Source organism: Qingshengfaniella alkalisoli (assembly GCF_007855645.1).
GTDB lineage: Bacteria > Pseudomonadota > Alphaproteobacteria > Rhodobacterales > Rhodobacteraceae > Qingshengfaniella > Qingshengfaniella alkalisoli.
The window spans coordinates 194360-219245 of record NZ_CP042262.1 but is presented as its reverse complement, the minus strand read 5'-3'; the positions used below and the strand labels follow the sequence as shown (position 1 = coordinate 219245).

24 protein-coding genes are annotated in these 24886 nt (G+C 56.6%); 12 read left to right on the top strand and 12 right to left on the bottom strand.

Going from position 1 to position 24886, the window contains the following annotated elements; all coding sequences use genetic code 11:
* Positions 1 to 19 precede the first annotated feature (19 nt).
* Genes FPZ52_RS12445 through FPZ52_RS12425 form a run of 5 tightly spaced genes read right to left on the bottom strand, consistent with a single transcriptional unit; the run spans position 20 to position 5597 of the window.
* Entirely contained in the window at positions 20 to 1084 is a 1065-nt protein-coding gene (locus tag FPZ52_RS12445; RefSeq protein WP_146365929.1) for an ABC transporter ATP-binding protein, read from the bottom strand.
* Positions 1071 to 2057 (bottom strand): ABC transporter ATP-binding protein, encoded by a 987-nt coding sequence (locus FPZ52_RS12440; RefSeq protein WP_146365928.1) that lies wholly within the window; start codon positions 2055 to 2057, stop codon positions 1071 to 1073. The genes FPZ52_RS12445 and FPZ52_RS12440 overlap by 14 nt, the downstream gene beginning before the upstream one ends.
* A 15-nt stretch (positions 2058 to 2072) precedes the next feature.
* Positions 2073 to 3017 carry an ABC transporter permease gene (locus tag FPZ52_RS12435; protein WP_146365927.1) on the bottom strand — a complete coding sequence of 315 codons (945 nt, stop codon included), beginning with the start codon at positions 3015 to 3017 and terminating at the stop codon, positions 2073 to 2075.
* 2 nt (positions 3018 to 3019) lie between these two features.
* On the bottom strand, positions 3020 to 3994 hold the full coding sequence (locus FPZ52_RS12430; RefSeq protein WP_146365926.1) for an ABC transporter permease: 975 nt from the start codon (positions 3992 to 3994) through the stop codon (positions 3020 to 3022).
* A gap of 16 nt (positions 3995 to 4010) precedes the next feature.
* The gene (locus tag FPZ52_RS12425) at positions 4011 to 5597 is read right to left on the bottom strand and encodes an ABC transporter substrate-binding protein (RefSeq protein ID WP_146365925.1); all 1587 of its coding nucleotides are present in this window, start codon (positions 5595 to 5597) and stop codon (positions 4011 to 4013) included.
* A 210-nt stretch (positions 5598 to 5807) separates the two neighbouring features.
* On the opposite strand from FPZ52_RS12425, the gene FPZ52_RS12420 reads away from it, so the two are divergent.
* The 3 genes from FPZ52_RS12420 (at position 5808) to FPZ52_RS12410 (ending at position 9273) form a co-directional block, all read left to right on the top strand.
* Entirely contained in the window at positions 5808 to 6995 is a 1188-nt protein-coding gene (locus FPZ52_RS12420; protein WP_146365924.1) for an amidohydrolase family protein, read from the top strand.
* Positions 6992 to 8482, top strand: a complete 1491-nt coding sequence (locus FPZ52_RS12415; RefSeq protein WP_146365923.1) for a chlorohydrolase family protein — start codon at positions 6992 to 6994, stop codon at positions 8480 to 8482. Before FPZ52_RS12420 ends, FPZ52_RS12415 begins: the two co-directional genes overlap by 4 nt.
* A 122-nt stretch (positions 8483 to 8604) precedes the next feature.
* Positions 8605 to 9273, top strand: coding sequence for a GntR family transcriptional regulator (locus FPZ52_RS12410; protein ID WP_146365922.1), 669 nt, complete (start codon positions 8605 to 8607; stop codon positions 9271 to 9273).
* Positions 9274 to 9347: 74 nt separating this feature from the next.
* On the opposite strand, the gene FPZ52_RS19420 is transcribed toward FPZ52_RS12410, so the two are convergent.
* Positions 9348 to 9473: a hypothetical protein gene (locus FPZ52_RS19420; RefSeq protein WP_276617456.1), complete on the bottom strand. Its 126-nt coding sequence runs from the start codon at positions 9471 to 9473 to the stop codon at positions 9348 to 9350.
* A gap of 213 nt (positions 9474 to 9686) precedes the next feature.
* Between FPZ52_RS19420 and FPZ52_RS12405 the strand changes: the two genes are divergently transcribed.
* The 4 genes from FPZ52_RS12405 to FPZ52_RS12390 all read left to right on the top strand — a co-directional run bounded on the left by FPZ52_RS12405 (position 9687) and on the right by FPZ52_RS12390 (position 12618).
* Positions 9687 to 10493 carry an ABC transporter substrate-binding protein gene (locus FPZ52_RS12405; RefSeq protein WP_146365921.1) on the top strand — a complete coding sequence of 269 codons (807 nt, stop codon included), beginning with the start codon at positions 9687 to 9689 and terminating at the stop codon, positions 10491 to 10493.
* 77 nt (positions 10494 to 10570) lie between these two features.
* Positions 10571 to 11236 (top strand): amino acid ABC transporter permease, encoded by a 666-nt coding sequence (locus FPZ52_RS12400; RefSeq protein ID WP_146365920.1) that lies wholly within the window; start codon positions 10571 to 10573, stop codon positions 11234 to 11236.
* 13 nt (positions 11237 to 11249) lie between these two features.
* Positions 11250 to 11903, top strand: a complete 654-nt coding sequence (locus tag FPZ52_RS12395) for an amino acid ABC transporter permease (protein WP_146365919.1) — start codon at positions 11250 to 11252, stop codon at positions 11901 to 11903.
* The gene (locus FPZ52_RS12390) at positions 11896 to 12618 is read left to right on the top strand and encodes an amino acid ABC transporter ATP-binding protein (RefSeq protein WP_146365918.1); all 723 of its coding nucleotides are present in this window, start codon (positions 11896 to 11898) and stop codon (positions 12616 to 12618) included. Before FPZ52_RS12395 ends, FPZ52_RS12390 begins: the two co-directional genes overlap by 8 nt.
* Positions 12619 to 12705: 87 nt before the next feature.
* Here the strand turns inward: FPZ52_RS12390 and FPZ52_RS12385 are convergent, their stop codons facing one another.
* Together FPZ52_RS12385 and FPZ52_RS12380 are read right to left on the bottom strand one after the other, a co-directional pair.
* On the bottom strand, positions 12706 to 13743 hold the full coding sequence (locus FPZ52_RS12385; protein WP_146365917.1) for an Ldh family oxidoreductase: 1038 nt from the start codon (positions 13741 to 13743) through the stop codon (positions 12706 to 12708).
* A gap of 60 nt (positions 13744 to 13803) precedes the next feature.
* On the bottom strand, positions 13804 to 14451 hold the full coding sequence (locus tag FPZ52_RS12380; protein ID WP_146365916.1) for a helix-turn-helix domain-containing protein: 648 nt from the start codon (positions 14449 to 14451) through the stop codon (positions 13804 to 13806).
* Between the two features lie 169 nt (positions 14452 to 14620).
* Between FPZ52_RS12380 and lhpI the strand changes: the two genes are divergently transcribed.
* The 4 genes from lhpI to FPZ52_RS12360 all read left to right on the top strand — a co-directional run bounded on the left by lhpI (position 14621) and on the right by FPZ52_RS12360 (position 19561).
* Positions 14621 to 16321, top strand: a complete 1701-nt coding sequence (gene lhpI / locus FPZ52_RS12375) for a cis-3-hydroxy-L-proline dehydratase (protein ID WP_146365915.1) — start codon at positions 14621 to 14623, stop codon at positions 16319 to 16321.
* A 40-nt stretch (positions 16322 to 16361) separates the two neighbouring features.
* Positions 16362 to 17321, top strand: coding sequence for a dihydrodipicolinate synthase family protein (locus FPZ52_RS12370; protein ID WP_146365914.1), 960 nt, complete (start codon positions 16362 to 16364; stop codon positions 17319 to 17321).
* A complete protein-coding gene (locus FPZ52_RS12365) occupies positions 17312 to 18244 on the top strand; it encodes a 4-hydroxyproline epimerase (RefSeq protein ID WP_146365913.1) in 933 nt (310 codons plus the stop codon). Before FPZ52_RS12370 ends, FPZ52_RS12365 begins: the two co-directional genes overlap by 10 nt.
* Before the next feature lie 66 nt (positions 18245 to 18310).
* Complete coding sequence (locus FPZ52_RS12360) at positions 18311 to 19561, top strand: NAD(P)/FAD-dependent oxidoreductase (protein WP_146365912.1); 1251 nt, start codon at positions 18311 to 18313, stop codon at positions 19559 to 19561.
* 55 nt (positions 19562 to 19616) lie between these two features.
* On the opposite strand, the gene FPZ52_RS12355 is transcribed toward FPZ52_RS12360, so the two are convergent.
* From FPZ52_RS12355 to dctP, 4 genes are read right to left on the bottom strand one after another with little or no spacing between them, the layout of a single operon-like run.
* A complete protein-coding gene (locus tag FPZ52_RS12355) occupies positions 19617 to 20648 on the bottom strand; it encodes a trans-3-hydroxy-L-proline dehydratase (RefSeq protein ID WP_146365911.1) in 1032 nt (343 codons plus the stop codon).
* A gap of 59 nt (positions 20649 to 20707) precedes the next feature.
* On the bottom strand, positions 20708 to 22021 hold the full coding sequence (locus FPZ52_RS12350) for a TRAP transporter large permease (protein ID WP_146366122.1): 1314 nt from the start codon (positions 22019 to 22021) through the stop codon (positions 20708 to 20710).
* 3 nt (positions 22022 to 22024) lie between these two features.
* Entirely contained in the window at positions 22025 to 22540 is a 516-nt protein-coding gene (locus FPZ52_RS12345; RefSeq protein ID WP_146365910.1) for a TRAP transporter small permease subunit, read from the bottom strand.
* Positions 22541 to 22561: 21 nt separating this feature from the next.
* The gene (gene dctP / locus FPZ52_RS12340; RefSeq protein ID WP_146365909.1) at positions 22562 to 23623 is read right to left on the bottom strand and encodes a TRAP transporter substrate-binding protein DctP; all 1062 of its coding nucleotides are present in this window, start codon (positions 23621 to 23623) and stop codon (positions 22562 to 22564) included.
* Between the two features lie 194 nt (positions 23624 to 23817).
* Between dctP and FPZ52_RS12335 the strand changes: the two genes are divergently transcribed.
* Positions 23818 to 24540, top strand: a complete 723-nt coding sequence (locus FPZ52_RS12335; RefSeq protein WP_146365908.1) for a GntR family transcriptional regulator — start codon at positions 23818 to 23820, stop codon at positions 24538 to 24540.
* Positions 24541 to 24886 lie beyond the last annotated feature (346 nt).

Here is a 24886-nt window from a genome sequence, read left to right as displayed (position 1 = left end):
CGCCCTGCGTTTCATGGGCTTAGGATGCTTGTAACGATTGGTCCGTCGCTCTGCCATTGTAGCGCTCGCACAGATGGCAAGCCGCAAAGTGGTCTGTTCCAGCTTCGCCGCCAACACCGACCAGCGCGGGTTCTTCCTGATCGCAAATGTCCAATTTGAAAGCACACCTGGGATGGAAGTTGCAACCTGATGGCGGGTTCAACGGGTTGGGAAGCTCACCATCCACCGCAACATCCGCCACGCCCTGCAGTTCCATGCCAAGATTGGTCGCACCGGGGATCGCGTTGATGAGCATTCGTGTGTAGGGGTGTGAGGGCGATGTAAAAATATCATCCACCGTTCCCATTTCGATAATCTCGCCAAGATACATTACACCGATCTTGTCTGCGATATGCGAGACAACAGACAAATCATGACTGATGAACAGACATGTCAGGTTATACTGCTTCTGCAGGTCTTTCATCAGATTGAGGACTTGCGCCTGAATCGACACATCCAGTGCCGATGTCGGTTCATCGCAGATCAGGAATTCCGGTTCACTTGCAAGCGCACGGGCAATAGAGATACGTTGTCGCTGTCCGCCAGAGAATTCGTGAGGGAACTTCGCAAGATCTCCTTCGCCCAGTCCGACCTGTTCAAGCAGGCTTATCACGCGCGCCCTCCTGGCCTTTTTTCCCCCGGAAACCAGATTGAAGAGTATCATCGGCTCTTCGACAATAGACTGGATGGTCCAGCGCGGATTCAGGCTGGAATACGGGTCCTGAAAGATCATCTGGAACTTCTGGCGCATGATACGCCGTGCCGCGTTGGATGCTTTGTTGACGTCCACACCTTCGAAAAGAATTTGACCGGAATTCGGCTCATAGATGCCGGACAGAACGCGGGCTAGGGACGACTTTCCACAGCCCGACTCTCCAACAAGCGCCAAGGTTTCGCCTTTCGGGATAGCCAGGTCGATACCTTTGAGAGCCTGTAATTTCTGTGGCCCTCTCAATTTCATGATACGTTCTGACATCGGTGTCGGAAGCGTAAATTCCAGCGACAGATCTTTCAGTTCAAGATAGGGACTATCAGGCGTTGTCATTTTCGCCTCCGTCAAGGGGGTTCCAGCAGGCTATATGCCCCGTATGCGTCGTTTCGGACGGCGGGACTTCACGAAGGCAGGTATCAGTCGCGTAGGGACATCTGGGATTGAATTTGCACCCCGGAGGCAACGCATTCAATCGCGGCATGGATCCCGGAATTTGAAAGAGCTTCTCCTGACGGACACCGATCTTCGGGATCGAGTCCATCAGCCCCTTCGTGTAGGGGTGTCGCGGGTTTTTCAGGATCTGTTTTACATCCCCGCTCTCTACGAGATGGCCCGCATAAAGCACAGCAACACGATCACAAACCTCTGCTACAACACCCATATCATGTGTGACCAACATGATGGCCGTTTGATTTCTGCTGCAAAGATCTCGAAGGAGCTTCAGGATTTGAGCCTGCACTGACACGTCCAATGCCGTAGTTGGCTCATCCGCAATAACAACTTTCGGGTCTACGCACAGCGCCAGCGCAATTACGACCCGTTGCCGCATACCCCCTGAAAACTGATGTGGAAAATGCGCCATGCGCTGCTCAGCCGCCGGTATTCCAACATCTTTCAGGATCTTCACGGCGCGGTTATGAGCTTCTTTTTTTCCAATCGGCAGATGGGTCTGGATTGTTTCGACCAACTGATCACCGATGGTGAGCACTGGATTCAAGCTTGTCAAAGGATCCTGAAAAATCGCCGCAATTTCCTTACCGCGAAGCTTTTGGCGTTCACCATAGGCCATGTTGAGCAACGAGCGACCGTTGTAGCTGATATCACCGCCGACGATGTGGCCCGGAGGTGCAAGAAGCCCGGTTATTGCGGACCCGGTCAACGACTTCCCGGCGCCGGATTCACCGACGACACCAAGGATCTCTCCCGAACGGAGTTCAAGTGATACTTTGTGGATAGCCTGCAGATTGCCCCGGTGGTGATGGAACTCGATTGATAGATCTTCGACGCGTAGAGATGCTTGGGTCATTGATGCCTCCCTGCCCTATTTCTTCAGTTTCGGGTTCAAGGCATCGCGCAGCCAGTCGCCAACGAGATTGACCGACAAGGCGAACAGAACCAGCACCAATGCGGGAAAAAGTATGACCCACCACTGACCGGCAAAAAGATACGTATTGCCTTCATTGATCAGCGTTCCCAGGGACGGTTGATTGGGAGGCAGACCCACACCGAGAAACGACAATGTTGCTTCAATCAGCACCGCCAAGGCCACATGCAGCGTCGCCAATACCAATACCGCGTTCAGGACGTTCGGCAGAATATGCAGGAACATGACGCGATATGCGGAACTGCCCATGGCCTTCGCAGCGAGCACATACTCCTTGGACCCCTCTAGCAGGACAGCGCCCCGGACCGTGCGTGCATATTTCATCCAGCCGGTCAGCGTGATCGACAGGATGATTATATAAATTGCCAGATCACCCTGTATGTCCTGAGGCAACAGTACTTTCGCAGAACCGCTGATCAGCAAAGCAAACATGATTGTGGGAAAGCTCAGCATTGCATCGGCCGTCCGCATGATCACGGTGTCAACCCAGCCTCTATAATATCCACTCAGCAGTCCAAGTGTCACACCAAGAACAACAGAGGCACCCATGCCGATGAACCCAACAAGCAGAGAGATGCGCAACCCGTAGAGAAGCAATGAAAACAGATCCCTTCCCTGAACATCCGTTCCCAGAAGATACCGGCCGTCACCCCCGGCTGTCCAAGCAGGAGGCAACTCGGAGTCCATAAGATTGAACGAGGCGGCGTTGGTTGGGTCTGTAGGCGATATCCATGGCGCGAATAGGCCCAACAGGAGAAATGTGACAAGGAACACCGAAGCTATGACAGCAATCGGTGATGTCCTGAAGGAATAAAAGAAGTCGCCATCGAAGAACTTCTTGAAGCGACCTGGCTTTGTCACTGGATCAACTTGAGTAATCATGATTATTTTCCGGCGCTTGCCCGCATGCGCGGATCAACGAGCCTATAGATAATGTCGACACTTGTGTTCACGACGATGAAAATCAGCGCCACGAAGACGAGGTAAGCAGAGATCACCGGTATATCGACAAAGTTTACGGCCTGGATGAAGAGCAGTCCCATGCCCGGCCACTGGAAGATCGTTTCGGTAATCACCGCGAATGCGATCAGGTTGCCAATTTGCAAACCAACCACTGTGATCACAGGAAGGATCGAATTCCTCAACGCGTGATGATACCGTAGGCTGTGTTCCGATATGCCTCTCGCACGCGCGAATTTGATATACTCGGTCTGCAGTGTTTCCTGCATCTCGCTCTTGATCAAACGCATGATCATCGTGATCAGAAAAAACGACAGCGAAAGCGCTGGTAGCAAGATCGAAGCCCAGCCGGATCCGGTCAGCAAACCTGTGGACCAAGGTCCGAATTCGACGATCTCACCCCGCCCGCTTGATGGCAACCAGCCAAGCCACACAGCAAAGACGACGATCAAGAAGATGCCGACAAGGAATGATGGCAGCGATATCCCAACGAGCGACAGCACTTGAACAAACCCGGTCAGGAACCTGTTGTTCGAAAATGATATCCAGACACCGATAGGTATTCCGACAACCAAGGATATGGCAACCGCCACAAGAACAAGCTCTAGCGTGGCCGGTAGCCGCTCGATGATCAGATCAAAGACATCACTCTGATTGTAATAGGAGATTCCGAACTCTCCGCGGATCGCGTTCCCCACAAATCGGGCATACTGTACGATGACGGAGTCATTGAGGCCAAGTTCCTCGCGGAGCGCGTCGCGCTCCGCTTGGGTGGCGTTCTCCGTGACCATGTTGTCAATCGGATCACCCGTGAACTGGAACATAGTGAAAGCGATTAGCGCGACCGCAAGCATCAATACCGTTGCCTGGAAGAAGCGCTGGATCAAGAAGAACACCATCGGTTACAGGCCCTGCTTACTCGAACCCGGCGCGCCACAGGCGCACAACGTTGTCCGGATAAATCGGAACACCGAATTCTGTCTTGGAAACCCAGGCGACGGGTTCATAGTGCATCGGAATGAATGGCAGATCGGCTTGTGATTTTGCCATAACCTGCCCGATCAGTTCCTTGCGCTTCTCCTGGTCCATCTCCACAGCAGACGCTTCGATCAAGCTGTCCACTTCCTCGTTCTTGTAGCGAGGAATGTTGAATGCGCCGTAGATGCCACCATCCTTGGAGTGGATCAGCTGCTGGTTGATGCTGTAGGCGTCGATGAGCGGAAGATTAGCCCAACCCAATACGCCGATATCCGTTCGCCCGTTATCCCGGATTTGGGAGTAAGTGCTGCGCGGATGAACATTCAGTTCCGCCTCGATCCCGATGCGGGCCCAGAAGGCCTGTGCAGCCTGGCACCATTGACGCGCATTCAGATATGCCCCTTCGACACAGTCAAAGGCCAGCTTGAACCCGTCGCCATATCCGGCTTCTTCAAGAAGGGCTTTCGCACCTTCCGGATCATAAGCAAGATCAATCTGATTGGCCTCATCGAAACCGACGATGGCAGGCGCAATGTATGAATTGGCTGGTTCGGACATGCCGCGCATGATCTTTTGCGTGATCGCTTCGCGGTCCAAAGCCATCATCATCGCCTGCCGAACGCGGACATCCTGCAGCGGGTTCTTTCCGTCCACGTTTCCAGCGTTGAGTTCGTCATCCATGTTCAGCGAAAACATATTCACGCGCAAGGTTGGCGACACCTTGACCTCAAGACTGTCATTCGCCTCGAGGCGTTCGAGATCCTGAAGGGGGACATCCGTCACCAGCGTATATTCACCGGACAGCAGACCCGCCAGACGAGTCGCATCCGATGTTACCGGTTTGAATGTAATCGTGTCGATATTGTGCGTCTTGTTCTCGTTGTTCCACCAATCGGGATTGGCCGCCAACTCCATGGCGACATCCCGGCGGCGGCTCACAAGAGAAAACGGGCCGGTGCCATTCGCATTGTTCGTCGCATAGCCCTCTGTACCGGCAGACATGCTTGTCGGTTCGAGTGCGCGGTTCGCTTCCAGCCACTCCTGATCCATGATCAAGAGACCGGTCAATTCATTGATCGCAATCGGGCTTTGTTCGGCGAGCTTGATATCAACAGTGTAATCGTCGATTTTCTCAGCCGACGCTATGGTCGACACGTTCCCACGGATGCCGGCATTCTCATTCGTTGCCCGGTTCACCGACGCGACGACATCATCGGCGGTGAATGCCGCCCCGTCATGAAAGGTGACGCCTTCGCGCAGCTTGAAGCGAATGGTTGTGTCGTCGGTGTATTCATAGCTTTCCGCGAGAACCGGCTCGATTTCGAAGTCTGCGTTCCAGCCAACCAGCCCTTCATAGATATGATTTTGGAACGCCAGCGCAGATGTTGATGCAAATGCATACGGATCAAGCGTCGGGATATCCGTACTGGTCGCCCAGGTCACATCGTTGCCGTTAGCGTGAGCCATGGTTGTGAATGCCAGCGACAGCGATACCCCTGTCAGTGCCGTATTCAGAAATTTCATTCGTGTCTCCCTCGAATGGACAAAGCCAATTCAGCCTGCTGACGCACTGTTGGGATGCGCCGGCTGAGGCTCCACCCACTGTCGGCAATTGCTGCACACAATGTCAATCATTTTGTTGACAATCTGATAAATATTGCGAACATTCTAACCAAGAGAACATCGGAATGCCTAATCCGATACCATTTAAGCTACGGAGAACTGGGAACAATCATGATCCTCAAAGTCAAAAACGCTCGCCTACAGTCTGGTGATGACCTTGCCACCCTTTGGGTTGAAGACGGTGTTTTTATTGATACCCCGCCTCCGGAGCAGCTGACAAAAGATGGACATGAGAGCTATGATGCGGGGGGTCGGCTACTGCTTCCAGGCTTCGTCGATGGTCATGCACATATCGACAAATCTCTATGGGGAATGGACTGGTATGAGAATGATGTCCCCAGAAACCTCGAAGCGATTGTCGAAAACGAAAGGCGCTTTCGGCGAGAGAATTCGTTTGACTCCCACCAGCAGTCTCAGCGGATTTCCGAGCAAGCCCTTCGGCAAGGAACGACACATATCCGTACGCATATAGATGTCGACACCGAAATCGGCATTGCTCACGTTGAGGGCGTGTTGGCGACCAAAGAGGCGCTAAAGGATAAGATTGACATCGAACTGGTCTGCTTTCCACAAAGCGGAATGATCGTCCGCCCAGGCACTTACGATGTGATGGATGCCGGGATGAAGGCAGGATGCGATCTCGTGGGTGGTATCGACCCGTCAACATTCGAGCGCGATCCTGTTGAACATCTGGACCAGGTATTCAAGCTCGCCGAAAAATACGGCAAGGGCGTCGATCTGCATCTCCACGAACCGGGCGAGCTCGGAGCGTTTTCCGTCGAATTGATGATCGAACGGACCAAGGCTTTGTCCATGCAAGGCAATGTCACGATCAGCCATGCTTTTTGCCTTGGCGAGGTCTCCCAGGAGCATCAAGAGAAACTCGCGGCCGATCTAGGTGAGAACTCCATCTCGATAGCGACCACGGCCCCAGCCAACAGAACGGTTCCGCCATTCGACCTGCTGCGCAAGCATGGCGTCGAGATCACTGCAGGGAACGACGGAATCCGTGACACCTGGAGTCCGTACGGCACCGGTGACATGCTTCAGAGAGCCATGTTTATGGGCTTGAAGTATCGTTGGCGCAAAGACGTCGAACTCCAGAAGGCTCTCTATGCCATCACGCAAGGGGGGGCCAATGTCATGCAACTCAAGGACTACGGCCTGGAGACTGGATGCAAGGCGGATTTTGTCCTTCTGAACTCTCGCAACCACGCCGAGGCCATAGTCGCAGGTCCAGTAGATAGAACAGTGTTCAAGCGCGGAGAATGTGTTGTCGAAGACGGAGTCTTGATATGAGTTCGTCTTCCCCGGTCATCCGGCGTAAAGCCAAATACGTGGTCGGATACAAGGATGGCGATCATCACATCTATCAAGATGGCGAGGTCGTCTATCAGGACAACACCGTTATTTTCGTCGGGCATGATTACGAGGGCCATATCGATACCGACATAGATGAGGGCAATGCGCTCATTGGCCCCGGCTTCATTGATCTCGATGCCATCGTCGATCTGGATTCGACAGTTTTGGCTTTCGACAATCAGCCGGGCTGGAAGAAAGGTCGTGTGCCCAGCAAGAACTGGCAACGGCGTGAAACCTACACGCCTGAGCAGCTTGCGTTCAATAAACTCTATTCCTTCAACATGCTTTTGATGAACGGGATCACGACGGCTGCTCCCATAACATCGATCCTGTATCGGGAATGGGCGGAAACCTATGATGAGTTTGTCACGGCGGCGGATATAGCGGAGCAAACCGGCATACGTGCCGTTCTCGGCCCGGCATATATGTCCGGCTACTCAGTAACTTCCGACGACGGCAAGTTTTCCATGCGCTTCAACGAGGAGCGTGGGCTTGCAGGGCTGCGCGATGCTGCCAGATTCATTTCATTGCTGGAAAACGACTACTCCAGCCGGATAACCGGTATGCTTGCACCGGATCGCATAGAAGGCTGCACACCAAAGCTACTTCGCGAAAGCGCAGCCGTTCGGAACGATCTCGATTGCACTCTGCGGCTGCATTCCTGCCAAGGCCCCTTGGAAGTGGATATGGTGGATGCGCTTCACGACGGCAAATCCTCCATTGAGCTGATCAATAGCTGTGGCTTGCTGTCCAACAAGACCCTACTTCCTCATTTGCAGCTGTTGGGAGGTAAGAACCCGACTGAAGACCGCGTGCATGATGAGCTTCAACTGATCGGGCAAGCGGGAGCCAGCGCAGTCATCTGCCCTCTGGTCGCGGGACGTCACGCGAAATACTTTTCTGGACTGACGCGGTTCCAATCCGCAGGGATCAATATTGCATTGGGAACGGATACCTACCCCGTCGACATGATCCAGAACATGCATGTAGGTTGCATCCTGAGTCGCGTGACCGAACAATCGATTACGGAAGCGTCAGCGGCAGATTACTATAGAGCGGCCACGATCGGTGGCGCGAAAGCCTTGGGGCGCGAAGATATCGGGCGGCTTTGTCGTGGCAGTAAAGCTGATCTCATCGTGTTTGACTTTGCATCGCCCTTTACGGGACAACTCTTCGATCCCATTACGACATTGGTAATCAATGGAAACGGTCGGGATGTCAGGTCGGTTATCGTCGACGGCATTTTGGTGGTCGACAATCATAAGCTGAAGAACGGGAACGACATGGCTCATCTACATGCGAAAGCTCAAGATCAGTATCAGACATTCATGGGAACCTTCCCGGAAAGATGCCCGGGCACCCCAGCGTTGGACGAGATCTTCCAACCATCTTTTAGAACCACCCAATCGCCTGCAAACGCATAAATTTTGTGCAAAGCAATATGATACCAAATCGAATGCGCGCCCCAATCTGGAGACAGGCACTTCCACATTCTAAAGAGAATGTTGGGGCGATGGTAATCCAGTACCGGGAAAAGACTTAGGCGATGACGAAAGCAACATCGGTCGAAATCGAAGATGTTTGTTCAGTGCTCCGGCAGAAGATCCGGAATCTTGAACTTACGCCGGGCACCCGCCTCGTCGAAAAGAACCTTATGGAAGACTTCGGAACCAGCAGAGCAGTCATACGGCAAGCTTTGCTCGTTCTCACGCATGAAGGTATAGTTTCCCACATCGCCAACAGGGGTGCTGTTGTATCTACCCCGAGTTTGAAAAAAGCCCGAGAGATCATCTCCTTGCGAAAGGTTCTGGAAAAGGAATGCGTGAGAGTCGCAGCCACAAAGATAACACCCTCTCAGATTCAGGCACTTCAGGAGATGATAGATAAAGAGCGCATTGCGGTTCAGAATGACAAGATCCCTGAAGCACTTGTCCATTCTTCGGATTTTCATGCTGAAATCTCCCGGATAACCCAGAACGAAACAAGCCATCACATCCTGCAAGAAATCTTGGGTATCTCGTCATTGGTGTGCTCTATTTATAGCAAATCCCATAAGTGCCCGTGCCATTTTGAAGACCACCAGAAGATACTTGAATTGTTGGCGAAGGAAGACTCGGAAGCGGCGATGCTTGAAATGCAAAGGCATCTGGATAATCTGGAAATGTCTCTGAACCTGGAAGACCGCGTCGGCCTTCTAGGCGGCGATGTCACGTAATCCCGGGTTCGGTTGAGATCGGTCGGCGTGGTATAGAAGCTTTGATGTCCAGCGCTTAATCTGGACCGGCGAGATCAAAGCCAGTGCCATGTGCCGCCGATTGAGACCACCACTTCGTCCAGATCAACACCGTCTTTCATCCACGCTGTGATCAGTTCCCTGCCATGGCATCCCGCCACGCGCTGGCCGATGGCTTTCATCCTATCACGCGGCTATGTGGCTGAAATGGTCTATGGATATCGCTCCTCTCAGGAAGGCGCATACAAGTTGGCAATCGAAAGTCAGGCCCGTTGGCGCTGCTAACGGTATGGTATCACGCAAAGCCGCTCGATTTTAGCCTTTAAGAAAAATATTGCCTTAAAGAGATAATTATTTCATATCTCGGAAAGGAATCGACAGAGAGGTAATTATCAATGAAATCCATTGCACTTTCCGCCGGCATCATCGCAGCGTCCTGCGTTGCGGGCGTGGCTCAGGCTGACAAGCTCGACGACATCATCGGGTCCGGTACGCTGCGTTGCGCTGTTGTGCTCGACTTTCCACCTATGGGCATGCGCGACGAGAACAACGAACCGATCGGCTTTGATGTCGATTACTGTAACGACCTCGCCGCCGCGCTTGGCGTCGAAGCCGAAATCGTCGAAACCCCCTTTCCCGAACGTATCCCTGCCTTGATGTCAAACCGCGTCGATGTAGGCGTGGCGTCGACCTCTGATACGCTGGAACGTGCCAAGACGGTTGGTTTCTCGATCCCCTATTTCGCCTTTGAAATGGCCGTCACCGCGAATGACGAAACGGGCATCGCGTCTTTCGAGGACATGAAGGGCCACACCGTTGGTGCCGTGGCCGGCACCTACGAAGCCATCGCGCTGGAAGAGTATGTAAATGAGTGGGGCGATGGCACGTTCCGTCCTTACCAGACCCAGGCCGATGTGTTCCTTGCGCTCAGCCAAGGTCAGTTGGACGCAACCGTGTCCACCTCCACCGTTGCACAGGCCAACGTCCAGTCGGGCAAGTTCGACGGCATTTCCGTCGTTGGCAAGGCACCGTTCGACATCGACTACGTTGCCCTGTTCGCGAAGCGCGACGAATACGGCCTGATCAACTATCTCGACCTGTTCGTGAACCAGCAGGTTCGCACCGGCCGCTATGACGAGCTGTACGAAAAGTGGGTTGGCGGTGACGTGCCGCAGCTTACGGTTCCAAACGCCTATCGCTGATATAGGCGACACAGACACGGCGGCGCGGTTTTCCCGCGCCGCTTTTCCTTCCAGCTCTCCTAAGAATTCGGAACGGTATGTTCGATTACACTTTCCAGTGGAAGCAGGTGCTCGTGCGCCTTCCCCAGATGCTCGACGGGGCCGTGGTGACCATGCAGGTCGCCGTGCTGTCGATGATCATCGGAATTGCGCTTGCGGTCATTCTGACGCTGCTGCGTCTGTCAGGGTCCCGCCCCCTGATGGCAATCGCGACGGCATGGGTCGAAGTCGCCCGCAACACGCCTGCCCTTTTCCAGATATACATGGCGCATTTCGGCGTCGCGAGTTTCGGCATTCATTTCAGCCCGTTCGTCTCGCTGCTCATTGGCATCACCTTCAACAACGCCGGGTATCTCGCTGAAAACTTCCGCGGTGCCCTGAAGGCCATCCCGGATACGCAGACCCGCGCAGGGCGGTCCCTGGGCATGTCCCAGCTTCAGGCGTTTCGCTATATCATCCTGCCGCAGATGTTGCGGATCTCGTTCCTGCCAATGACAAACCAGATGGTCTGGGCGATCCTGATGACCTCGCTTGGCGTAACCGTGGGGATGAACACGGACCTGTACGGCGTCACGCAAGATCTGAACGCGCTGACCTTCCGCACGTTCGAGCTGTTCGCGATTGCCGCCGTGATCTTCTACGTGATCACCAAGGTCATCACCCTGAGCGCACGCCTGATCGCTGCGCGCCTGTTCCGGTACTGAGGGAGGACCGATCATGTTCGACACCGCTCTCACCACCGCCGATTTCATCTTCCTTGCAAAGGGGGCCGGGATCACGATCCTCGTCACCGCGATATCGGTTGCCATCGGAACCATCCTTGGTATCGCCTTCGGGGTGATCCGCATCCAGCTTGGCCCGGTGTTCTCGGCACCGCTGACCTTCTTTCTGGACATCTTCCGGTCTATCCCGTTGCTGATCCAACTCGTCCTCGCCAACGCCTTCGTCGGCATGGTGCTACAGTTGCAGATTTCGGGCTTCACGGTCGCGTGCCTTGTGCTGTCGCTTTATACCTCGGCCTATTGCGCCGAGATCGTGCGGGGCGGCATTGATTCAGTGCCGGTCACGGTCCGGCGGGCTGCACGTTCGCTCGGCATGACATGGGGCCAGGACATGCGCTACATCGTGATGCCTTTGGCTACTCGCGTGGCCCTGCCGTCCTGGATCGGGCTTGCGCTTGGCGTCATGAAGGATTCCGCGCTCGTTTACGTCGTGCAGGTCACGGAGCTTCTGAAATCCACGCAAATCCTCATCACGCGCCTTCAGGAGCCGATGCTGCTTCTGCTGATCTGTGGCGCGTTCTACTTCATCATCAGTTTCCCGCTTGCCCGCTTCGGTGGGTATCTCGAAAAGAGGTGGTCCAATGATTGATATTCAAAACGTCCGAAAATCCTTTGGCCCGCTCGAGGTTCTCAAGGGGATCGACCTGACCGTCGAAAAAGGCGAGGTCGTCACCGTGATCGGCGGTTCCGGGTCAGGCAAATCCACGCTTCTGACCTGCATCAATGGATTGGAGCCGATCGATTCCGGCAAGATCACGATCGACGGGACCGAAGTGCATGCCAAATCGACCGATATCAACAAGCTGCGCCAGAAGATCGGTATTGTCTTTCAGCAATGGAACGCTTTCCCACACCTTACGGTGATGGAAAACGTGACCCTTGCCCAACGCAAGGTGTTGGGGAAGGGCAAGGCCGACGCCGAAGCAACAGCAGAAAAGCAGCTCAAGCATGTGGGCCTTGGTGACAAGCTGACCACCTATCCGGGTCGTCTGTCAGGCGGCCAGCAACAGCGGATGGCGATTGCCCGTGCGCTGGCGATGTCACCTGACTATATGCTGTTTGACGAAGTCACGTCCGCGCTCGACCCGCAACTTGTAGGCGAAGTTCTTGAGACGCTGAAGATGCTTGCGGAAGAAGGCATGACGATGATCTGCGTCACGCACGAGATGGCATTCGCCCGCGATGTGTCCGACCGGGTCGCATTCTTCCACAAGGGGATCATGGCTGAAATCGGGACACCCGAGCAGTTGTTCGGGAACCCGCAACACCCCGAGACGCAGAAGTTTCTGGCTGGCACCAGATAGGGTGCGAAAACGCGCAGGCGGTCAGGGCATCCAAACACAGAACGACGCGGTGAGACACCCGCGCCGTTCGCATTTTCCCGGAGGGTATCAGCCGTTCAGAGCATCCAGCCCCTGCGCCTCGAACCGGTCCAGCTGGGCCAGTTCGGAATCCGTCAACGCGATGCCATTCACCATGGCCTTGTCGCGCGCCTGAAAGCGCCGCTGCGAGGGCAACCGGGCTCCTTGGGCTCCTATAGCGGTTAGTATTTTCTCGCCTTCGGCGAGCGGATCGCGACCGCTTCGCGCCGCGAATGTCTGCGGGTCCAGCGCCAGGACCAGCGCGCCGTGCCGCGGCAAGAGATCCGTTCGTCCCATGAAATCCAGCGCTTCCTTGCTCATGAATTCGCCGAGCATCGCGCCGGACAGCAATTCGATCATCGTCGAGATCGCCGACCCCTTATGCGCGCCGAATGTCAGCATCGCCCCTTCAAGAGCCGCATCGGGATCTGTCGTCGGGTTGCCGTCCTTATCGATGGCCCAGCCTTCCGGGATTGGCGTGCCTGCGCGACGGTGCAGTTCGATTTCTCCGCGCGCCGCGACGCTGGTTGCGAAATCGAACACATATGGATGTCCGTCCACACGTGGCCAGCCGAAGGCAAAGGGGTTGGTGCCCAACAAGGGTTTGGTTCCACCCGCGGGCGCAACAAAGGCGTAGCTCGGACACATGGACAAAGCCGCCAGGCCGTCCTCAGCCAGCGTTTCCACGTCATGCCACAACGCGGAAAAATGAAGGCAGTCGCGGATCACTAGTGCGGCGATCCCCGTCTCGTGGGCCCGTTTGACCAGTGTGTCCTTGGCCGCAAAGAATGCAGGGTTGGAAAAGCCGCCTTTCGCATCGACCTCGATAACGGATTTGCCCTGATCGAAGATCTCCGGCACCGCATCGGGTTCAACCTTGCCCGCGGCCAGAACGCGCAGGCACCCTTCGATCCGATAGATCCCATGGGATTTGCAGTTGTCGCGCTCTCCCGCAACGATGACATGGGCGACGGCTGCCGCACTTTCGGGTCGTACACCGCTCTTTTCGAAGATCTTTCTTACGCGGTCTTCCAGCACATCAACGGGCACGGTTTGTGGCTCGGCCATTGTCAGACGGTCTCCTTGTTATAGATTGATCAGATCGGTGGCATAAATGCGACTGATGGATCATTTATCCACATCGATGTACGTACAAGCCCAGAAAACCTTGGTCTCGGCATCGTCGAGCGCACGCACGCCATGCTTCAGCGTGCTGTCAAAATAGGCACAATCACCGGGTTCGAGCACAACCGTTTCGTAATGCTCCACCGTCAGTTCGACCCTTCCGGAGAGTACGAATATCGTTTCTTCCCCGTCATGGGATTCCAGATCCGCCATGGTCAGTTCGGGACGTTGGGCGATACGGGTCACCAGTGGGATGATTTTCTTCTCGGCCAGCGCATTACACAGAACCTCGTATTCGAAGTTCTTTGCTTGAACCTTGCGCCCTTCGCCGGCTTTCGTCACCGTCAGCCGTGTTGTCTGCTGCGCCTCGTTGTCATCCCAGAACAACCGTTCCATCCCGATGTCATAGGCGCGCGCGATCCTCACCAGGTTTTCGTAGCTGGGAGACACACGGCCATTTTCAATCTTGTGGATTGTTGACAGTGCCAGGCCCGTACGTTGTGCCGCCATTTCCAGCGTGTAACCGCAAGCCTGGCGCACCGACTTCATTCGGCCACCCAATTGAGCACGCAAATGCTGGCGTTCGACTTCCCAGTCTGCGCCAGATGAAACGGCATCAACTAGCCTGGAGTCTTTTTCCGTTCGGGCCATAATTTTTCTTTTCTTACCAGTCGTGATCGTTTAAGCATATGTCTGCTCGGGGCGCAATAACAGACATCATTCTGCGCAATCGTAGAAATAAACGCGGATTCGTTCGATCTCCCTGTTTAGAGGCGCGTCGCGAGCAAGAAAGTTTCAAACTGAGGCCAGAGGGCAGCAAATGGCTCATTCCATCGTGCCAGCATCAACAAAAGCACCTTTGCTGGTCTGCGATGAAGGACTCAGCGTCTGGGGCGGCGTGGACCCTGCAACAGGCGTCATTATCGATGCCCTGCATCCGCAGCAGGGAAAGACGCTGGCGGGCCATGCCGTCATGATGCCGACAAGCCGCGGCTCCTGCACTGGCAGCGGTGTGCTGTTGGGACTTGCTTTCGCTGGGACGGCTCCACGCGCATTGATATTTCGGGAATCGGAAGACATCCTGACCTTGGGCGTTCTGGTGGCCAACCGGATGTTCGGGCATGATATGGCCGTCCTGCGCCTGTCAGACGACGAATATGATCGTGTGGCGCAACAGAACAGCGTCGAGATTACCCCTCGTTTGCTAACGGCGGGGAGCATCGAGTTATCATTGAGCCCTGTCGCCTCGGATGCACTGGCACTGAGCGATGATGATCGTGCCACGCTTGACGGACAGCATGGCCCCGCCAGACAGCTTGCGATGGAAATCCTGACCACGATGGCATCGGCGCAGGGCGCGCCACGACTGACCGACGTAACCCGTGTTCATATCGACGGATGCATTTATGCCAGCCCCGCATTCCTCACCTTCGCTCGCAAGATGGCAGACTTAGGGGGCAAGGTCTGCGTCCCCACGACGATGAATGCCATTTCGGTCGATCACGCCAACTGGCGAGCACAGGGTGTGCCGGAGAGTTTCGGAACCCCGGCGAGTCAACTTGCCGACGCCTATGTCGAGATGGGTGCAAAACCAAGCTTTACCTGCGCACCGTATCTACTTGATAACCAACCCAAACATGGCGAGGATATCGCTTGGGCCGAAAGCAACGCCGTCATCTACGCCAATAGCGTCCTTGGCGCCCGCACGATCAAGCACGCTGATTTCATGGATCTGTGTATCGCACTGACCGGACGCGCGGCCCTGACCGGCGTCTATCTGCAGGAAAACCGCGCGCCGCGTCGCGTGATCGATGTGGTGGTTCCCAACGAAATCGATGATGCCTTCTGGCCAATGCTCGGGTGGCTGGTCGGACAAGCTGCTCCGGACCGCATTCCGCTGATCCGTGGACTTGAAAACACCTCACCTTCAGAAGACGATCTCAAGGCGCTCTGCGCGGCCTACGGCACCACATCAGCCTCGCCCTTACTTCACATCGCGGGGATTACACCGGAAGCTGATCTGCCTCCCGCGCCGGAAGCAGATCATGTATCCATTGTTGCAGCGGACTTTGCCCGGCTATGGGCTGAGTTCAACAAGGGTGCCGACACGGTGGATCTCGTCGCGCTTGGCAGTCCTCATTTTTCGGCCCGCGAATGCGCTCAGTTTGCCGATCTGATGGACGACAGGGAAGTAAACCCCCGGATCACGACCATCATAACGTTGGGACGGTCCACATTGGCCACAGTGCGCGAAAACGGCGTCGAAAAACGGTTACACACATCGGGGGTTCGCATCGTTCCGGACTTGTGCTGGTGCTCCATTTCCGAACCTGTGTTCCCGCCTGACGCAAAGGTTCTGATGACCAATTCCGGGAAATACGCCCATTATGCGCCGGGCCTGAGCAATCGCGAGGTGCGCTTCGGATCGCTCGCGCAATGTGCAGAAACGGCAGTCACCGGGAAAGCCCCATCCATGCCGCCAAACTGGATTCCGGCCCTGCCGCGAAACAATCCAACCTGAACACCGCTAATCTCTTCACTATCTTCACGGAGACCAACAGATGAACAAAGATGTCTTTCACGGCACGATCCCTGCCCTTCTGACGCCCTGTACGGCGGATCGCCAGCCCGATTTCGACGCCCTGGTGCGCAAGGGCAAGGAACTGATCGATGCGGGCATGTCCGCCGTGGTCTATTGCGGCTCCTGCGGTGACTGGCCCCTTCTGACGGATGAGCAACGCATGGAAGGTGTCGAGCACCTGACAAAGGCCGGCGTTCCCGTCATCGTCGGCACCGGCGCGATCAATTCGAAATCCGCCGTCGCCCATGCGGCCCATGCGCAGAAAATCGGGGCCGCTGGCCTGATGGTCATCCCGCGTGTCCTGTCGCGTGGCCTGTCGGTCGCGGCACAGCGGAACCACTTCAAGGCGATCCTGGATGCCGCACCGGATATTCCCGCGATCATCTACAACAGCCCCTACTACGGCTATTCCACCAAGGCCGATTTGTTCTTCGCGCTGCGCGAAGAGCACAAGAACCTGATCGGCTTCAAGGAATTCGGCGGCAAGGACGATCTCAGCTACGCGGCAGAATACATCACGTCTCAGGATGACGACGTGATCCTGATGGTCGGCGTCGACACCGAAGTTTACCACGGCTTCGTCAAATGCGGCGCGGTGGGTGCGATCACCGGCATCGGGTCGGTCTTCCCGAAAGAGGCGCTGCTGCAGGTTGCGCTGTCGCGCCTCGCCGCGCAGGGCAACCCCGAAGCCGACATCCGCGCCCGCGAACTGGCCGAGGCGTTTTCCGTGCTCGCCAAGTTCGACGAAGGTGTGGACCTGGTTCTCTACTTCAAGCACCTGATGGTTCTGAAGGGCAACAACGAGTACAAGCTGAACCTGAACGAGACGGATGAGCTGTCCAAGTCACAGGCCAAATACTGCGAAGCCCAGTTCCACCAGTTCAACACCTGGTTCGACGCATGGTCCAAGCAGGGCGGAGTGATCGCTGAATGCATGTGATCGACAGTCACACCGGCGGAGAACCCACGCGGGTGATCCTCGATGGAGGTCCGGACCTTGGGTCCGGGCCGCTGTCGGCGCGTGCCCGTCTGCTGGCGACCGAGCATCGCGATCTCTATCGCGCGGTGATGCTGGAGCCACGTGGCCAGGTTGCGATGGTCGGCGCGCTGCTGGTGGAGCCGACCGATCCCGACTGCGTGACCGGCGTGATCTATTTCGACGCCGAAGCGGTCCTGGGCATGTGCGGTCACGGCACCATCGGGCTGGCCGCCACTCTGGTCCATATGGGGCGTATCGGCCCCGGGGTGCACAAGATCGAAACGCCGGTGGGTGTGGTGTCGGTCGAGGTACAAGACCCCAACACGATCAAGGTCACGAATATCGAGAGCCGCCGTACACGTAAGGGCATCTCGGTCGAAGTGGACGGTATCGGCACAGTGACAGGCGATGTCGCATATGGCGGCAACTGGTTCTTCATCGTCGATCCCAGCCCCGTTCGGGTCGCTAGCGACAATATCCGGCAACTCACGGACGTCACCATAGCCGTACGCGAAGCATTGATTGCCGCCGGGATTTCAGGCGACGAAGGCGCCCCGATCGACCACGTCATTTTCTATGGCCCTTCCGACAACCCGGACGCGCATAGCCGCAACTTCGTCCTGTGCCCGGACAACGCCTATGACCGATCCCCGTGCGGGACCGGCTGTTCGGCCCGGTTGGCCTGCCTCGCGGCGGACGGGAAACTTCGGGATGGAGAAGAGATCCTTCAGGAAAGCGTGATTGGCAGCAGCTACCGCCTTTCCTACCGGGACGGTCCGAACGATGGTGTCATTCCGTCGATCACCGGCCAGGCCCATGTCATGGCCGAAGCGCGGCTGATCTTCAATCCGGCAGATCCGTTCAGGGACGGCATCGTCCTTTAAGACCAAAGCGCCGGTGCCGACACGCATCGGCACGGGCCAACCGTCCGTTTATCCAGGGGTATTCGCATGGCGCAAAACGCGCAGCCTGAAATTGTCGTAATCGGTGCGGGGGTCATCGGCGTCACCACCGCGCTGGCGCTTCAATCCGGTGGGCACCAGGTATGTCTCCTCGACAGAAGCGGCGTGGCGGCAGAGACCTCGCGCGGGAACGCAGGCGCCTTTGCCTACACCGATATCGAGCCCCTCGCGACACCCGGGATCATGCGCAAGGCCCCGAAATGGCTGCTCGATCCGCTGGGGCCCTTGTCGGTTCCGCCCGCCTATGCCCTCAACATCGCGCCATGGATGCTACGCTTTTGGAGAGCAAGTTGGCCGGATCGCTACGCTGCGGCGGTTGAGGCGCAGGCAAACATGATGAAGCTGTCGCGCGCCGCGCTGGAACGGCTGATCCCGTCCGTGTCCGGCGAGGCGCTGATACGTCGCGAAGGGCAACTGCAGCTATACGAGGGCGACCGGCAATTCAGGGCCAGCCTGCCCGCGTGGGAAAAGCGGCGCGACCATGGCATCGCGTTCCAACTGCTGGAAAGCCCCGCCGCGATTGCGGACATCCAACCCGGCTTGCACAGCCGCTTCACCCATGCCGGGTTTACGCCCGACTGGATGAACACCGTCGATCCCGAAAGATGGACAAAACACCTGGCGCACGCCTTTGTGGCGCGTGGCGGACAGATCGAAACGGCCAATGTGCAGGCATTGCAAACAACTGAAACGGGGACCGGCGTTGTTACTGAAAGGGGCGTTCTGCACCCGCTACAGATCGTTGTCTGTGCCGGCGCATGGTCGCATCATCTTGCCAGGACCATCGGCGATCACTTTCCACTGGAAACCGAACGTGGCTACAATACGACCTTCCCGACGGCCAGCTTTGACCTGCGCACCCATCTGACCTTCAGCGGGCACGGCTTCGTCGTTTCCAAAATCGGGGAAGGTCTGCGCGTAGGCGGTGCCGTCGAGTTGGGCGGGTTGAAACTGCCTCCCAATTTCAAGCGCGCCGAAACGCTTGTGCAGAAAGCCGCGCAGTTCTTGCCCGGCTTCGATCCCGAAGGTGGCACACAATGGATGGGGTTCCGCCCGTCCCTGCCCGACAGCCTGCCAGTGATCGGCAGATCACCCAAGGTGAAAGATGTCATCTACGCGTTCGGACACAATCATCTGGGGCTGACCCAATCGGCCGGAACGGCAGAGCTGGTCAACGCGATCGCCTCAAGACAAGACCCCGAAATCCCGCTCCGGCCCTATCGCGCAAACAGATTCTGACGGCAGGCGGGTTCCAGTCGTCTTCGGCATCAGGCGTATTGATATAGAGCTGTCCTCAGAACAAGCGCGGCCAGGTGTCGGAAATCCGGTAACCTTCCGGCCATGGATCGCTTGGGTCCAGCATGTGCTGATGCGTTCCGGTGATCCAGCCACGGCCGCTGATTTCGGGCCGTATCGCGCTCAGTTCGCCCACCTTGGTAGCACCCAGGATCCGGCCCTGAAACTCCGATCCGATGATGGATACACCCGTAAACCGGTCTTCGAGCGTCATCTCGCCTCGTGCGTGCAGCAGCGCCATACGCGCCGAGACTGCTGTGCCCGTCGGTGAGCGATCGAGCTTGCCCGGCTGAATCGCTACCACCGATTGCGCGTGCAACGCGTTGCCATCGCGGGCCACCTTACCCGCAAACAGACAGAAGGAATGATGCGCCCAATCGGGCTTTTCGGGATGCTCGAAACGGAAAGCTCGGTTCGCGGCGTTCGTGATCCGGATACCCAACTCAGCGATGTCACGCGCGGCATCGGCGTGCAGCGTCACGCCCAAGTCTTCAGGATTCACTACGACAAAACTGTCTCCCCCGAAGGCCGTATCCACAGTGATCGTGCCCAGCCCCGGCACATCGAGCGGAACACCAAGACGTGTTCCGAAAGATGGCAGGTTCTCGACGAAAATGCGTTCCGCCTTCCCGTTGGCACATTCGGCGCGCACATGTACCAGCCCGCCGGGCGCTTCCAGCACCATTTCGGTCACCGGCTCCTGCATCGGGATAATCCCGCTATCGAGCAACACGGTCGAGACACAGATCGAGTTGGATCCCGACATCGGCGGGGTATCCTCGGGCTCCATGATGATCCACGCGGCTTGCGCCTTGGGGTTCCTGGGTGGCACAAGCAGGTTCACATGACGAAACACGCCGCCGCGCGGTTCGTTCAGGACGAAGTTGCGCAGGGTGTCGTCCTCGGCGATCCATTTGCGTTGATCCCAGATCGTATCGCCCGGTGGCGGGTTCACGCCGCCGACGATAACATCACCGACCTCGCCTTCGGCGTGACAGGATACAACATGAATGACCTTGCTGCTTCGCACGACTTGCTCCTTTGCTTCAATTGTCTAGCCAGGCACAGCCCTGCTAACGAAACCTGCAATCAGAACCCGACGATCTGATCCGGCAACCAAGTCGCCAGTGCAGGGAAGAATGCCACCAGCGCAAGGGTCACCAGTTGAAGAACGATGAATGGCACGACACCACGACACATTTGACCATATGTCATGTCCGGTGGTGCGATCGATTTCAGGTAAAAGATTGATGAGGCCATCGGCGGCGTCAGGTAACTGGTCTGGATGACGATGATGGCCATCGTCCCGAACCAGACCGGATCAATTCCCGCGGAGCGTATGAACGGAGTAAACAACGGCACGCAGATCAGCACATTTGCGGTCCAATCCAGAACGAAGCCCAGAAGCAGCACGATTAGCAGGAAGAAGACGATCATTCCTGCATTTCCAAGCCCTGCGGTTTCAACAGCCGTTCGGATCAGCTTGGCACCGCCATTCGCGGCAAAAGTGCCCATGAACATCGTGCCTGCAGCCACAATCAGCAGGATCATCGCGGAAATGCGAACCGTGATCTGCAAGGATTCGGCCAGCATCGACCAACTGAAGCGACCATACATCAGGCATAGCAGGACCGCGCCCAATGCGCCTACGGAGGCGGCTTCCGTGGGGGACGCGATACCCGCCAGAAGCGATCCGAGAACCGCGAAGATCAAGGCGCAGATCGGCAACAATGACGTAATGGTCAGGCGAAGCTTTTCACCTAGTGGCACCTGATCCTCTTCTTTGATCTCGATCGGGGTGGCAGGCGGAAACAGGCTCCCGTGGATAATGATGAACACGATGAACAGACAGACCATCAGCAGTCCGGGAAACATCATTGCAGCGAGCAACTCACCTACAGACATCTGCGCCAGCGAGGCATACATGACCGCGATCACCGATGGGGGAATCATCGTGCCGAGGGACCCGCCCGCACAGATCGTGCCCGCAATCAGGCTGTTATCGTACCTAAAGCGCTGCATGGCGGGTATGGCCATCATGCCGATCATCACTTCGACCGCGCCCACGACCCCTGCCGCCGCAGCGAATACCGCCCCCATCGCGATGGTCGCAACGGCAAGGCCGCCTGGTAAGCGGCCCAGCCAAAGCTGCATCACACGAAACAGGCGTTCCGCTATGCCTGACCGCTCCAGAAGCGCGCCCATCAGGACGAACATCGGAATCGCGGCCAAGATAAAGTTCGTCGAGGCAGAGTAGAACGACCCGAAAAGCTGCGCGAACGCATGGGGACCGAAGGCAATAAGCCCCGCTCCCGCCGACACGACCGCCAGAGAAAAGGAAATCGGGATACCCGTCAGCACCAGAACGAACAGGACGGGAAACATAAGCGCGGCAACCAGCATCAATCAGGCCTCAAGTTCAAAATCGGAGCGCGAACGACCAAGAAAGGCACGACAGCCCTGCGCGAAGATTTGTAGCGTCAGGGCGATCAAGCCCAACGCAAGCATCGAATAGAACGGCCACATCAGCGGAGCCCAAGGGCTGACCATTTCGACCTCGCCTTCAACAAAGGCGCGCCACGCACGGCCGGTGGCCACCCAGGACAATCCAATGAAGATCGGCAGCAGCAGGCAGAGAAAGACACCGCCTTCTATTTTTTGTCGCAGCGCCGGTGGTAACTTCTGGGCAAGAAAGTCGATCCGGACATGCGCGTCCTGCTTCAACGCATAGGCCGCGCCCAACACGAACAAGGTGCCAGTGCACATATACGAGATGTCGAAGGCCCAGATCGTTGGCGCCCCGAATACATAGCGCGCAACGACTTCGTAGATCATGGAGGCGACCAGTATCAGGGTCACAGCCTCTGCAATTCGGGACAGAACCGCCGATATCCGATCGATGACCCCTAATATGCGGTTCATTGCGGCCGCCTCCTTGATTGGTCAGTCTTCGTTGCGGATCAGGTAGGCGCTCTCGGCTTCCCAGCGTGTCTGAAACGCCAGATAGTTTTCAAGAAGCTCAGCCATTTCAGGCGCACCGGCATCGCTTTGCTCGGCAGCCTTCTTGGTGATCCAATCGACACCAGCTTCCGACAACTCGTCGACAAAGGCAGGATCGAGCGTGATGATCTCGTTTTTTCCGGAGCGATAGGTTTCCAGCGCCTTCAGGTCTTCGCTGTAGAAATGCAGCAAAGCCTGCATGGTCGTCAGATCAGCGGCCTTTTCAAGCAGCGGCTTCAGATCGTCGTCAAGCGCGTCCCAGGTTTCCTGCTTCATGACCACTTCCCACAGGAAGGTCGGCTGATGCACACCGGGAACGATGATGTACTTCGCCGCCTCGTGGAAGCCTTCAGGCAGGTTGCCCGACGGCGGACCCCATTCGATCAGATCAACGCCCTTGCGCTGTAGAAGCGTATAGATTTCACCGGGCGGCACAACGGTCGGAACGGCACCGAAATAGTCGCGCATCACCTCCGCCCACGGGCCGGATGTGCGGTATTTCAGACCTTTGAGATCCTCGGCGGTTTGCACTGGAACGTTGGAATGGGCCATGATCTCGGACGAGCCGATGCCAACCACAAGGCTCTTCAAGCCTTCCTCGGCACGCATCTCGTAAAGCGCTTCCTTGCCCCCGTCTTCGTAGATCCAGGTGATGTAGGCCTCTGGTCCCATTCCGCCAGGGAAGCCCGAGAAGATCGCGTTCTTAGGGTTCTGGTTGACGAGGTAGCTTGGCGTTGAGTGGCCTGCCTTGATGACACCGTCCTGGACACCCTTGTAGACTTCAAGCGCGGGCACCAAGACGCCAGCACCAAACGGTTCGATCTCGACGCGGCCCGCTGTCAGCGCGTCCACGTTGTCTGCGAAACGTTCCAGAAAGTTCACGAAATAGGGCGAACCCTCCGGAACGGATGTCGGGATCTGCCATGTCACGTCTTGCGCCTGCGCCATGCCGGCTGCAGCCAGCATGGGGATCGCTGCCGCCAGCGTTCGTAGATGGTCGAGCATTTTTGTTCTCCCTGTTGATGCTCTGTCGTTGCTCGCTTCAGTTTGCATTTTCTTTGTCGACATACAATATACATATTGAAATACCGTGGAATCTCTAGACTGGGGCAGAATAGTCGCCTGCAGGACTAGTACGCCTCAGGCACGTATTTTACTTCGATGGCACCTGTGGTGCGACGGAAAGGACCGGGTAGACCATGGATACCGAGCATCAAAAATCGACAGAAGCCCAATCGGTTAAGCGACGCAGGGGTAGCGGGGTCTCCACCGCATACGAAACGCTCAAACGAGAAATTCTCGACCTGACGCTAGCGCCCGGATCTCCGGTGGACGAAGTGAGCCTGACGCAGCGATTTAACATGTCGCGCACGCCCATACGTGAGGCCCTGGTCAAACTGGCAAGTGACGGGCTGGTTGTTACTCTGCCGAATCGAGCGACAATTGTTGCCCCTATCGATTTTCTGGAACTGTCCCAATTCTTCGATGCACTTACCTTGATGTATCGCGTCACCACTCGCTTGGCCGCACAGAACCATACGCCGGCCGAAATAACAGCCATCCGAGACCTGCAGAAGGCCTATGCCCAAGCCGTCGGTGATAAGGATGTCGAATACATGATCGAGACAAACCGGGACTTTCATGTGGCAATCGCAAAAGCGGGCAAGAACCGTTATTACACCGATCTGTTCACGCGGTTGCTGGATGAAGGGCGGCGATTGCTCCGGCTGTATTACTCGTCGTTCAACTATGAACTGCCGGAAATCTATCTGGATGAGCACGAGGTCATGGTTGCGGCGATCATGGACCGGGATGTCGCGCGGGCTGACAAGATCGCGAAAGCCCATGCCGATCAGATCGTCAAGCAGATCCAGTCCTATATTTCCGCAGATCGCCGACTATCGGACGGGATGGCAATTTAACACTCTCGACAGCACGTAGAGTTATGGCCCGCCGCAGCGCGATATGGGACATGGCGGGATGACTGAGGTTCACCTGTACAGCCCGCCGCCATTCCGGCCGCCTATGCCGTGGACTGCGCTCTCACTGTTCGTTGAGCCGACGGACGATCAGGAAACTGCTGGCCGAGCGCGGCATCTGGGCCGGGTGCGTTGGAAGAAGTGGGGTGATGCCATTTCCAAAACAGCGTCGAGGCCAAGGTTAACCTGAAGCTTACGGCCAAACGGAATAGCTGGGTCGCCCATGGGTGACACCTGCCTGATCGTACGCGTCTGCATCCGCATCAAAAATCGGCAACATGACTGAATG

What these genes read in the sequence shown, in the direction of transcription:
- FPZ52_RS12345 (WP_146365910.1), bottom strand. Translation starts at nt 22,540, where the DNA reads ATGAACCGCATATTAGGGGTCATCGATCGGATATCGGCGGTTCTGTCC.
- FPZ52_RS12390 (WP_146365918.1), top strand. Translation starts at nt 11,896, where the DNA reads ATGATTGATATTCAAAACGTCCGAAAATCCTTTGGCCCGCTCGAGGTT.
- FPZ52_RS12410 (WP_146365922.1), top strand. Translation starts at nt 8,605, where the DNA reads ATGACGAAAGCAACATCGGTCGAAATCGAAGATGTTTGTTCAGTGCTC.
- FPZ52_RS12415 (WP_146365923.1), top strand. Translation starts at nt 6,992, where the DNA reads ATGAGTTCGTCTTCCCCGGTCATCCGGCGTAAAGCCAAATACGTGGTC.
- FPZ52_RS12335 (WP_146365908.1), top strand. Translation starts at nt 23,818, where the DNA reads ATGGATACCGAGCATCAAAAATCGACAGAAGCCCAATCGGTTAAGCGA.
- FPZ52_RS12440 (WP_146365928.1), bottom strand. Translation starts at nt 2,057, where the DNA reads ATGACCCAAGCATCTCTACGCGTCGAAGATCTATCAATCGAGTTCCAT.
- FPZ52_RS12400 (WP_146365920.1), top strand. Translation starts at nt 10,571, where the DNA reads ATGTTCGATTACACTTTCCAGTGGAAGCAGGTGCTCGTGCGCCTTCCC.
- FPZ52_RS12425 (WP_146365925.1), bottom strand. Translation starts at nt 5,597, where the DNA reads ATGAAATTTCTGAATACGGCACTGACAGGGGTATCGCTGTCGCTGGCA.
- FPZ52_RS12365 (WP_146365913.1), top strand. Translation starts at nt 17,312, where the DNA reads ATGCATGTGATCGACAGTCACACCGGCGGAGAACCCACGCGGGTGATC.
- FPZ52_RS12370 (WP_146365914.1), top strand. Translation starts at nt 16,362, where the DNA reads ATGAACAAAGATGTCTTTCACGGCACGATCCCTGCCCTTCTGACGCCC.
- FPZ52_RS12430 (WP_146365926.1), bottom strand. Translation starts at nt 3,994, where the DNA reads ATGGTGTTCTTCTTGATCCAGCGCTTCTTCCAGGCAACGGTATTGATG.
- FPZ52_RS12435 (WP_146365927.1), bottom strand. Translation starts at nt 3,017, where the DNA reads ATGATTACTCAAGTTGATCCAGTGACAAAGCCAGGTCGCTTCAAGAAG.
- FPZ52_RS12380 (WP_146365916.1), bottom strand. Translation starts at nt 14,451, where the DNA reads ATGGCCCGAACGGAAAAAGACTCCAGGCTAGTTGATGCCGTTTCATCT.
- FPZ52_RS12350 (WP_146366122.1), bottom strand. Translation starts at nt 22,021, where the DNA reads ATGCTGGTTGCCGCGCTTATGTTTCCCGTCCTGTTCGTTCTGGTGCTG.
- FPZ52_RS12385 (WP_146365917.1), bottom strand. Translation starts at nt 13,743, where the DNA reads ATGGCCGAGCCACAAACCGTGCCCGTTGATGTGCTGGAAGACCGCGTA.
- FPZ52_RS12395 (WP_146365919.1), top strand. Translation starts at nt 11,250, where the DNA reads ATGTTCGACACCGCTCTCACCACCGCCGATTTCATCTTCCTTGCAAAG.
- FPZ52_RS12360 (WP_146365912.1), top strand. Translation starts at nt 18,311, where the DNA reads ATGGCGCAAAACGCGCAGCCTGAAATTGTCGTAATCGGTGCGGGGGTC.
- FPZ52_RS12420 (WP_146365924.1), top strand. Translation starts at nt 5,808, where the DNA reads ATGATCCTCAAAGTCAAAAACGCTCGCCTACAGTCTGGTGATGACCTT.
- FPZ52_RS12405 (WP_146365921.1), top strand. Translation starts at nt 9,687, where the DNA reads ATGAAATCCATTGCACTTTCCGCCGGCATCATCGCAGCGTCCTGCGTT.
- FPZ52_RS19420 (WP_276617456.1), bottom strand. Translation starts at nt 9,473, where the DNA reads ATGAAAGCCATCGGCCAGCGCGTGGCGGGATGCCATGGCAGGGAACTG.
- FPZ52_RS12445 (WP_146365929.1), bottom strand. Translation starts at nt 1,084, where the DNA reads ATGACAACGCCTGATAGTCCCTATCTTGAACTGAAAGATCTGTCGCTG.
- lhpI (WP_146365915.1), top strand. Translation starts at nt 14,621, where the DNA reads ATGGCTCATTCCATCGTGCCAGCATCAACAAAAGCACCTTTGCTGGTC.
- dctP (WP_146365909.1), bottom strand. Translation starts at nt 23,623, where the DNA reads ATGCTCGACCATCTACGAACGCTGGCGGCAGCGATCCCCATGCTGGCT.